The organism is uncultured Thiothrix sp. (assembly GCF_937873765.1).
Taxonomy (GTDB): Bacteria; Pseudomonadota; Gammaproteobacteria; order Thiotrichales; family Thiotrichaceae; genus Thiolinea.
Genome location: NZ_CALMZC010000068.1, coordinates 20,324 through 27,955, shown reverse-complemented (window position 1 = coordinate 27,955; position 7,632 = coordinate 20,324). Strand labels below are relative to the sequence as shown.

At 46.5% G+C, this 7,632-nt stretch carries 8 protein-coding genes and 1 tRNA gene; all 9 read right to left on the bottom strand.

Going from position 1 to position 7,632, the window contains the following annotated elements:
- Positions 1 to 73: 73 nt before the first annotated feature.
- Positions 74 to 150: transfer RNA gene (locus Q0307_RS18930), tRNA-Pro, on the bottom strand.
- Positions 151 to 203: 53 nt separating this feature from the next.
- Entirely contained in the window at positions 204 to 575 is a 372-nt protein-coding gene (locus Q0307_RS18925; protein WP_298662901.1) for a MerR family transcriptional regulator, read from the bottom strand.
- On the bottom strand, positions 550 to 861 hold the full coding sequence (locus Q0307_RS18920) for an integration host factor subunit alpha (protein ID WP_298662900.1): 312 nt from the start codon (positions 859 to 861) through the stop codon (positions 550 to 552). Before Q0307_RS18920 ends, Q0307_RS18925 begins: the two co-directional genes overlap by 26 nt.
- Before the next feature lie 15 nt (positions 862 to 876).
- A complete protein-coding gene (gene pheT, locus Q0307_RS18915) occupies positions 877 to 3,261 on the bottom strand; it encodes a phenylalanine--tRNA ligase subunit beta (protein ID WP_298662897.1) in 2,385 nt (794 codons plus the stop codon).
- 19 nt (positions 3,262 to 3,280) lie between these two features.
- Positions 3,281 to 4,315, bottom strand: a complete 1,035-nt coding sequence (pheS, locus tag Q0307_RS18910) for a phenylalanine--tRNA ligase subunit alpha (protein WP_298662896.1) — start codon at positions 4,313 to 4,315, stop codon at positions 3,281 to 3,283.
- A 105-nt stretch (positions 4,316 to 4,420) separates the two neighbouring features.
- Positions 4,421 to 4,780 carry a 50S ribosomal protein L20 gene (gene rplT / locus Q0307_RS18905; RefSeq protein WP_298662893.1) on the bottom strand — a complete coding sequence of 120 codons (360 nt, stop codon included), beginning with the start codon at positions 4,778 to 4,780 and terminating at the stop codon, positions 4,421 to 4,423.
- A 14-nt stretch (positions 4,781 to 4,794) separates the two neighbouring features.
- On the bottom strand, positions 4,795 to 4,995 hold the full coding sequence (gene rpmI, locus Q0307_RS18900; protein WP_078922606.1) for a 50S ribosomal protein L35: 201 nt from the start codon (positions 4,993 to 4,995) through the stop codon (positions 4,795 to 4,797).
- Positions 4,996 to 5,089: 94 nt separating this feature from the next.
- Complete coding sequence (infC, locus tag Q0307_RS18895) at positions 5,090 to 5,605, bottom strand: translation initiation factor IF-3 (protein WP_298662903.1); 516 nt, start codon at positions 5,603 to 5,605, stop codon at positions 5,090 to 5,092.
- Positions 5,602 to 7,527: a threonine--tRNA ligase gene (gene thrS, locus Q0307_RS18890; protein WP_298662891.1), complete on the bottom strand. Its 1,926-nt coding sequence runs from the start codon at positions 7,525 to 7,527 to the stop codon at positions 5,602 to 5,604. Before thrS ends, infC begins: the two co-directional genes overlap by 4 nt.
- Between the last annotated feature and the right edge of the window lie 105 nt (positions 7,528 to 7,632).

The window sequence follows — 7,632 nt, the reverse complement described above, 5'->3', positions numbered from 1 at the left end:
TTAAGTTACTACCGCTTTAGTGGCTCTTCAACTCCTCTGGTGCATGACCAAAATCTGAATTATTAACTTTAAATGGTCGGAGTGAGAGGATTTGAACCTCCGACCCCCACAACCCCATTGTGGTGCGCTACCAAGCTGCGCCACACTCCGACCGGAAAGGAATGCAAAGATACTCTATACTGAGTTTGATCTCAACTAGAAGTTTAAGATTTTAGAATCACTAAGACATTTTCTAAGCGCAGGATCAGGTCATCCAGCATATCAGAAGCCCTCTCTTCTGTAGAAACCACGGCTGACTCATCGCTACTGCCTAATAATTTCTGCCGCGCACCACTAATCGTGTAGCCTTCCTCATATAAAAGACCACGAATTTGCCGAATCATCAAGACATCTTCACGTTGATAATAACGGCGATTACCCCGCCGCTTCATCGGTTTAAGTGAAGGAAACTCCTGTTCCCAATAGCGTAAAATATACGCTTTTACACAGCATAAATCGCTAACTTCACCAATGGTGAAGTAGCGTTTAGAGGGAATCGCAGGCAGCTCACTATTCGGTATCTGCGCTTCCTGCATAAGCCTCAACTCGTTGTTTTAGTTTTTGGCCGGGTCTAAAAGTGACGACACGCCGTGCATCCACCGGAATATCTTCCCCTGTTTTGGGATTGCGTCCCGGACGTTGGGTTTTATCACGTAGCATAAAATTGCCGAAACCTGACAATTTTACATTTTGCCCCTGTCCTAAGGCCAAACGGACTTCCTCAAAAAACATTTCCACCAAATCCTTAGCTTCACGCTTATTGAGTCCAAGCTCTTCATATAAATGCTCGACCATATCCGCTTTGGTCAACGTGGTTACCATTGTTACTTCTCCTTATTAACGTAGGGTAGCACCCGTCTTATCCTGTAATGACGCCACAAGCTCTCCTACGATCCGAGTAATCTCCGTGTCCTCAAGGGTGCGGGAAGGTTCTTGTAAAATCAAGCTTATCGCGACACTTTTTTGCTGCTCTGCAATCCCTTTGCCGGTATACACATCAAAAATCTCCCAATGAATTAAACTTGGTGGTGCTACTTGTGTAATCGCTTGATCTAGCGCAATCGCTAACACGGAGCGATCCATCACCAAAGCCAAGTCACGGCGAATCATCGGGAATTTACTCACCGCTTGATAGACTGGCAGGCGGCGACCTTGCAGCGCTTTTAAATCCAACTCAAATAAGAATACATCTTGCCCTAAGCCTAACTTTGCCTCTAAAGCAGGATGCAAAGCCCCTACCCAGCCGACTACTGCTTGGTTAGTAGCGATTTGCGCCGATTGCCCCGGATGTAAAGCAGGATGCGCGACGGGCACGAAATAGAACTTCTGCGCACTCGCCTGCGCTAACATTGCTTCGACATCACCTTTAATATCATAGAAGTCTACCGCACGATTAGCCTGTCCCCACTGCTCAGGAAATACCGAACCGGTCATAATACCTGCAATTTTATCCTGCTGTTGAATACCGGCCTCCGTTTTGCTAAACACTGGCCCTACTTCAAACAGGCGTACACGAGTTTGTTGGCGGTTTAAATTGTATTCCAGCGCTCGCAATAAGCCCGACCAAACGGTGCTCCGCAAATGGCTCAGCTCCGCTGAAATCGGATTTGCCAAAACAATCGATTCATGACCCGGTGAGAGTAACCCCTCAATGGTCGGGTCAACGAAACTATAAGTGACAGCTTCCTGATAGCCATTCGCTAATAAAGGCGCACGCAACTCACTTAAACTAGTTTCAGTTTCTAGCTTGACCGTTAGTTTTGGCTGCATCGCCTTGAGTGCTGCTGGAATATTGTCATAGCCATAAACACGCGCTAATTCCTCTACCAAATCCTCTTCGATAGTAATGTCAAAACGACTATGAGGCGGTTTAACTGCCCAACCAGTAGCATTAGCAGTGACTTCACAACCTAAACGCTGGAGAATATCAACGACCGTGGTATCCTCAATGACCACCCCTAAAATGCGTGCAATGCGCTCACGCCGCAAACTAACCATGGGACGCTCTAATAAATGCTCATCCGCACAGACATCCACCACTGGCCCGACTGAACCGCCGCAAATCTCAAAGATGAGTTGCGTAGCACGCTCTAAAGCTAAACGCGGTAAATCCGCAGCCACACCACGTTCAAACCGATAAGAAGCATCCGTTTGTAAGGCATAACGACGCGCTTGTCCGCGCAGCTTTTCAGCACGGAAATGTGCGCTTTCGAGGAAAATATGCTGCGTCGTACTACTAACCGCAGTAGACATACCCCCTTTAATGCCTGCTAAAGCAACCGCCTTTTCATCATCAGCAATCACTAAGGTATCACGGGTTAAGGTCACGGTTTGGTCATCTAATAAGACCAACTGTTCGCCTTCGGTTGCATAGCGGGCTTGAATGCCACCTTGCAACTTATCCAAATCAAAGGCATGCATAGGCTGCCCCAGCTCTAACAGGACATAGTTAGTCACATCCACAACGGGCGACAAACTACGTGAACCTAAGCGGCGCAATTTTTCCTTCATCCATAACGGCGTTTTTGCATTCGGATTGATATTGCGAATAATCCGCCCTGCATAACGTGGACAACTATCCGCTGCAGGTAAACTAATGTTTAAGGTATCAGCGTGTTGAGTGGCCTGTTCTGGGATGGTAGGGGGAGTGAGGCTCGTACTCGTCAATACACCTACTTCCCGGGCAACCCCTGCAATACTCAGCCAATCGCCACGATTCGCGGTGACATTTAGCTCAACTACCTTATCCGCTAGCTTCAGATAATCCTGCACCGAAGTACCCAACGGTGCATCTTCTGGTAGCTCCAATAAGCCTTCAGACTTCTCAGCCATACCCAACTCAGCGGCTGAACACAACATCCCGCAGGACTCAATTCCTCGCAGTTTGCCTTTTTTGATTTTCAAAGGCTTACCATCTGGCATGGGCAGCTCAGCACCCATCAAAGCCAGTGGTGCTTTTAAACCTGCTCGTGCATTGGGCGCACCGCAAACGATTTGCAGAATTTCACCGCGCCCATTATCCACTTTACAAACATTAAGTTTGTCTGCATCAGGATGCTTGGCAATTTCGACAATTTGCCCAACGATGACATCGCTAAAAGCGGTCGCGACAGGTTCAACACCTTCCACTTCGCAACCTGCCATCGTCAATTTATGGTTAATTTCATCCAAGCTCAGCGCAGGATTAACCCATTCACGTAACCATTGTTCACTGATTTTCATGTTTGAATCCTGTTAGCTCTTAGTGAAATTGCCGTAAAAAACGCACATCATTTTCGAATAACACCCGTAAATCATTGATCTGATAGCGCAACATGGCTAAGCGTTCTACGCCCATCCCGAAGGCGAAGCCGGTATAAGCTTCACTATCAATCCCCACATGCTTTAAGACATTCGGGTGCACCATACCGCAGCCCATCACCTCCAACCATCCAGTATTTTTACACACGCGACAACCGGCACCGTGGCAATGCACACAAGTAATATCCGTTTCAGCCGATGGCTCAGTGAAGGGGAAGAAACTCGCACGGAAGCGCATTTTGATTGCATCATCCTCAAAGAAGGCGCGGAAGAACTCATTCAAAATGCCTTTCAAATCCGCGAAAGTAATATCCTTATCCACCATCAAACCTTCCACTTGATGGAACATAGGGCTATGCGTCATATCCGAGTCGCAGCGATACACCCGACCCGGTGCAATAATCCGTATCGGCGGCTGATGCGCTTCCATATAACGAATTTGCACCGAAGAGGTATGTGTTCTTAACAACAATGGCTCTTCCGTGCCAAAATTTTCTAAATAAAAAGTATCCTGCATCGCCCGTGCAGGGTGATTTGCAGGCACATTTAAAGCCGTAAAATTATGAAAATCGTCTTCAACTTGGGGACCTTCGGCTAAGGCAAAGCCTAGTTGAGCAAAAATTGCTTGCATCCGTTGAATTGTCAGCGTGACAGGATGCAAACCACCCGCATCCATGCGCCGCCCCGGTAAAGTCACATCAACTGATTCTGCGGCTAGACGCAGATTCAAAGCTTCAACCTGTAAACTTTCACGACGCAAATCAATGGCATTCGCCAATGATTGCTTGGCTAAATTGATCTCTTGACCCGCCGCTTTCCGCTCTTCTGCAGGCAACTGACCGAGTTGCTTGAGTTGCTCAGTAATTAGGCCGGTTTTACCTAAATACTGCACACGAATCTGATCAAGGCTGGCCAAATTGCTGGCACTGGAGATTTGCTCGTGGGCAGTACCCATCAGTTCTAGCAAACTTTGCACAATGCTTTCCTTCTAATGACGATTTTCAGAAAAACAAAAAGCGGGAGAGGCAAAAACCTTCCCCGCTTTTCGTAGTAGTAACAGCCTTGCTTTACAGCAGGATGATTAGGCAGCTAGGGCAGCTTTTGCTTTTTCAGCAAGCTGGCCAAAAGCGGCAATATCATGCACTGCAAGATCAGCGAGAACTTTACGGTCAACATTAATATTAGCTTTCTTTAAACCATTCATGAAACGGCTATAAGACAAACCAGACACCCGTGCTGCCGCATTAATCCGCACAATCCACAAAGCGCGGAATTGACGTTTTTTCTGACGGCGGTCACGGTAAGCGTATTGACCCGCTTTGATGACTGCTTGATGGGCTACACGATAAGTACGACTACGGGCTCCATAGTAACCTTTCGCCAACTTCATGATTTTCTTGTGACGGGCTCCTGCCTGTACACCACGTTTAACTCTTGCCATCTATCCTGTCCTCCTTAAGCGTACGGCAGCAAACGATTAATCATTGGGGTATCAACCGCAGCAACGCGATTCTCACCCACGCGTAATTGACGTTTACGCTTAGTCGTTTTCTTAGTGAGGATATGGCGTAAATGGGACTGTTTACGTTTAAACGTACCATTTGCAGCCTTTTTGAAGCGCTTAGCAGCTCCGCTGCTGCTTTTCATCTTAGGCATCTTAGTCTCCTTTAACAGAGGATTGAAAAAACATCCAACAAGAGTGCCTAACCTTGCTTGGATGACGAAAAGCCTAAAGTTTAACCTTAAGCTTCTAGATTTTTTTCTTCGGCGCCATCACCATGACCATCTGCCGACCTTCGAGCTTAGGAAATTGCTCGACAACGCCTAGTTCAGTCAGGTCAGTTTCTACACGCTTGAGTACTTCCATACCCAATTCACGGTGTGCCATTTCACGCCCACGGAAACGAACGGTTACTTTAGCTTTATCACCTTCTTCCAAAAACTCGATCAGCTTTTTCAATTTAATCTTGTAATCACCCTCATCGGTACCGGGGCGGAACTTAATCTCCTTGACCTGAACTTGCTTTTGCTTTTTGCGTGCCACCGCCGCTTTTTTGCTTTCATCAAAACGGAATTTACCGTAATCCATGATTTTGCAAACTGGTGGCTTGCCAGTAGGAACAATTTCCACTAAATCCAAGCTCGCTTCTTGTGCCATTGCTAAGGCTTCTGCAGTAGCAATAACACCTTTATTTTCGCCATCTGCGTCAATTAATCGAACTTTAGGAATGCGAATATCTTCATTAATACGGTGGTCCAGGTTTATTCCTCCAAATCAATCGTGCTGTGATTCGCGATCTCTGCTAGCAATTTTTGCTGGATTTCAGAAATAGGCATAACCCCAAGGTCTTTACCGGAACGCGTGCGCACTGCAACTGATTGTGTTTCGACTTCACGATCCCCGATTACTAATAAATAAGGGACCCGCTGCATTGTATGTTCGCGAATTTTAAAGCCAATCTTCTCATTTCTCAAGTCTGCAAGGGCGCGAATACCCTGATCTCTCAGTTGTTTTTCTACCGTTTTCACAAATTCAGCCTGATTATCGGTAATATTCAGCACCGCGACTTGTACCGGCGACAACCAAGTGGGAAATTTTCCTTCGTAGTGTTCAATCAAAATACCAATGAAACGCTCGAAAGAACCCAGAATAGCGCGATGGAGCATCACCGGTATTTTGCGTGAACCATCTTCTGCCACATACTGTGCATCTAACCGTGCTGGCATGGAGAAGTCCACTTGTATCGTACCGAGCTGCCAATGTCGACCTAAACAATCCTTTAAAGTGAATTCAATCTTGGGGCCATAGAAAGCGCCTTCACCGGGTTGCTCTTCCCAAGGTAAACCTTTAGCATCCAAAGCATCCGCCAAAGCCTTCTCAGCTTTATCCCAAACCTCATCGGAACCAACGCGCTGCTCAGGACGAGTCGAGAGCTTATAAATCACATCGGAAAATCCGAAATCCTTATAAACATCATGCAGAAAATCAATAAAGCTAACGACTTCGTTTTGAATTTGGTCTTCAGTACAGAAAATATGCGCATCATCTTGCACAAAACCACGAACTCGCATTAGACCATGTAAGGCACCTGAAAATTCATTCCGATGACAAGAGCCAAATTCTGCCAAGCGCAAAGGCAAATCACGATAGCTTTTTAAACCTTGATTATAGACTTGAATATGGCAAGGGCAGTTCATCGGTTTCATGGCGAAGGAGCGTTCTTCTACATCCACCACGAACATATTCTCCCGATACTTACCCGCATGCCCTGAACGCTCCCACAGCGAGAAATCCACTAATTGCGGAGTTTTAATCTCTTTATAAGCGCGTTCGCGTAAGTTCTTACGCATGTATTGTTCAATCGCTTGATAAATCGTCCAGCCTTTTTCATGCCAAAATACTTGGCCGGGGGCTTCATCTTGCAGATGGAATAAATCTAACTGTCGACCAATTTTACGATGGTCACGCTTTTCAGCTTCCTCAAGAAACGTTAAATAAGCTTGCAGATCCTTTTTATTTGCCCAAGCCGTACCATACACCCGCTGCAACATGGCATTTTTCGCATCACCACGCCAATAAGCGCCCGCCGCTTTCATCACTTTGACAGCAGGAATTTTCCCGGTGCTCGGCACATGCGGGCCTCGGCAAAGGTCAATAAACTCACCTTGCCGATACAAAGACAAGATTTCCCCAGCAGGAATGCTTTCGATAATTTCTGCTTTATACAGCTCACCCCTATTTTTGAAGAAACTAATCGCTTCCTCACGCGGCATAGTACTACGCTCTACCGGAATATCTTGGCGAATCAAATCCTGCATGCGGGCGTCAATCGCGGCTAAATCTTCTGGTGTGAACGGCTGTGGACTCGCAAAGTCATAGTAAAAACCATTTTCGATGGTAGGGCCAATGGTCACTTGTACTTCAGGAAAGAGTTGCTTCACGGCTTGTGCCATCAAATGCGCAGAAGAGTGGCGAATTACCTCCAAACCTTCTGGATCTTTAGCAGTAATAATCGCTAACTGACTATCTTGAGTGAGTACAAAACTAGTATCCACCAATTGACCATCGACTTTGCCTGCAAGCGCAGCTTTGGCAAGGCCAGCCCCAATATTAGCAGCAACTTCAGCAACAGAGACAGGGTGATCGAAGGAGCGCACACTCCCATCGGGTAGAGTAATGGCAAGCATTATTGCTCTCCAGTGGTGATCCATACCAAGGATCACATAGTTTAATTAAAAGCAGGCAGCATACGCAGGTATACGGTTGGCCGCAAGTTTTATGCCATATTTGGA

Excerpts from the sequence above, each read along its gene's own strand:
- rplT (WP_298662893.1), bottom strand. The coding sequence starts at position 4,780 with ATGGCAAGAGTTAAACGTGGTGTACAGGCAGGAGCCCGTCACAAGAAA.
- Q0307_RS18920 (WP_298662900.1), bottom strand. The coding sequence starts at position 861 with ATGGTAACCACGTTGACCAAAGCGGATATGGTCGAGCATTTATATGAA.
- Q0307_RS18925 (WP_298662901.1), bottom strand. The coding sequence starts at position 575 with ATGCAGGAAGCGCAGATACCGAATAGTGAGCTGCCTGCGATTCCCTCT.
- thrS (WP_298662891.1), bottom strand. The coding sequence starts at position 7,527 with ATGCTTGCCATTACTCTACCCGATGGGAGTGTGCGCTCCTTCGATCAC.
- pheT (WP_298662897.1), bottom strand. The coding sequence starts at position 3,261 with ATGAAAATCAGTGAACAATGGTTACGTGAATGGGTTAATCCTGCGCTG.
- rpmI (WP_078922606.1), bottom strand. The coding sequence starts at position 4,995 with ATGCCTAAGATGAAAAGCAGCAGCGGAGCTGCTAAGCGCTTCAAAAAG.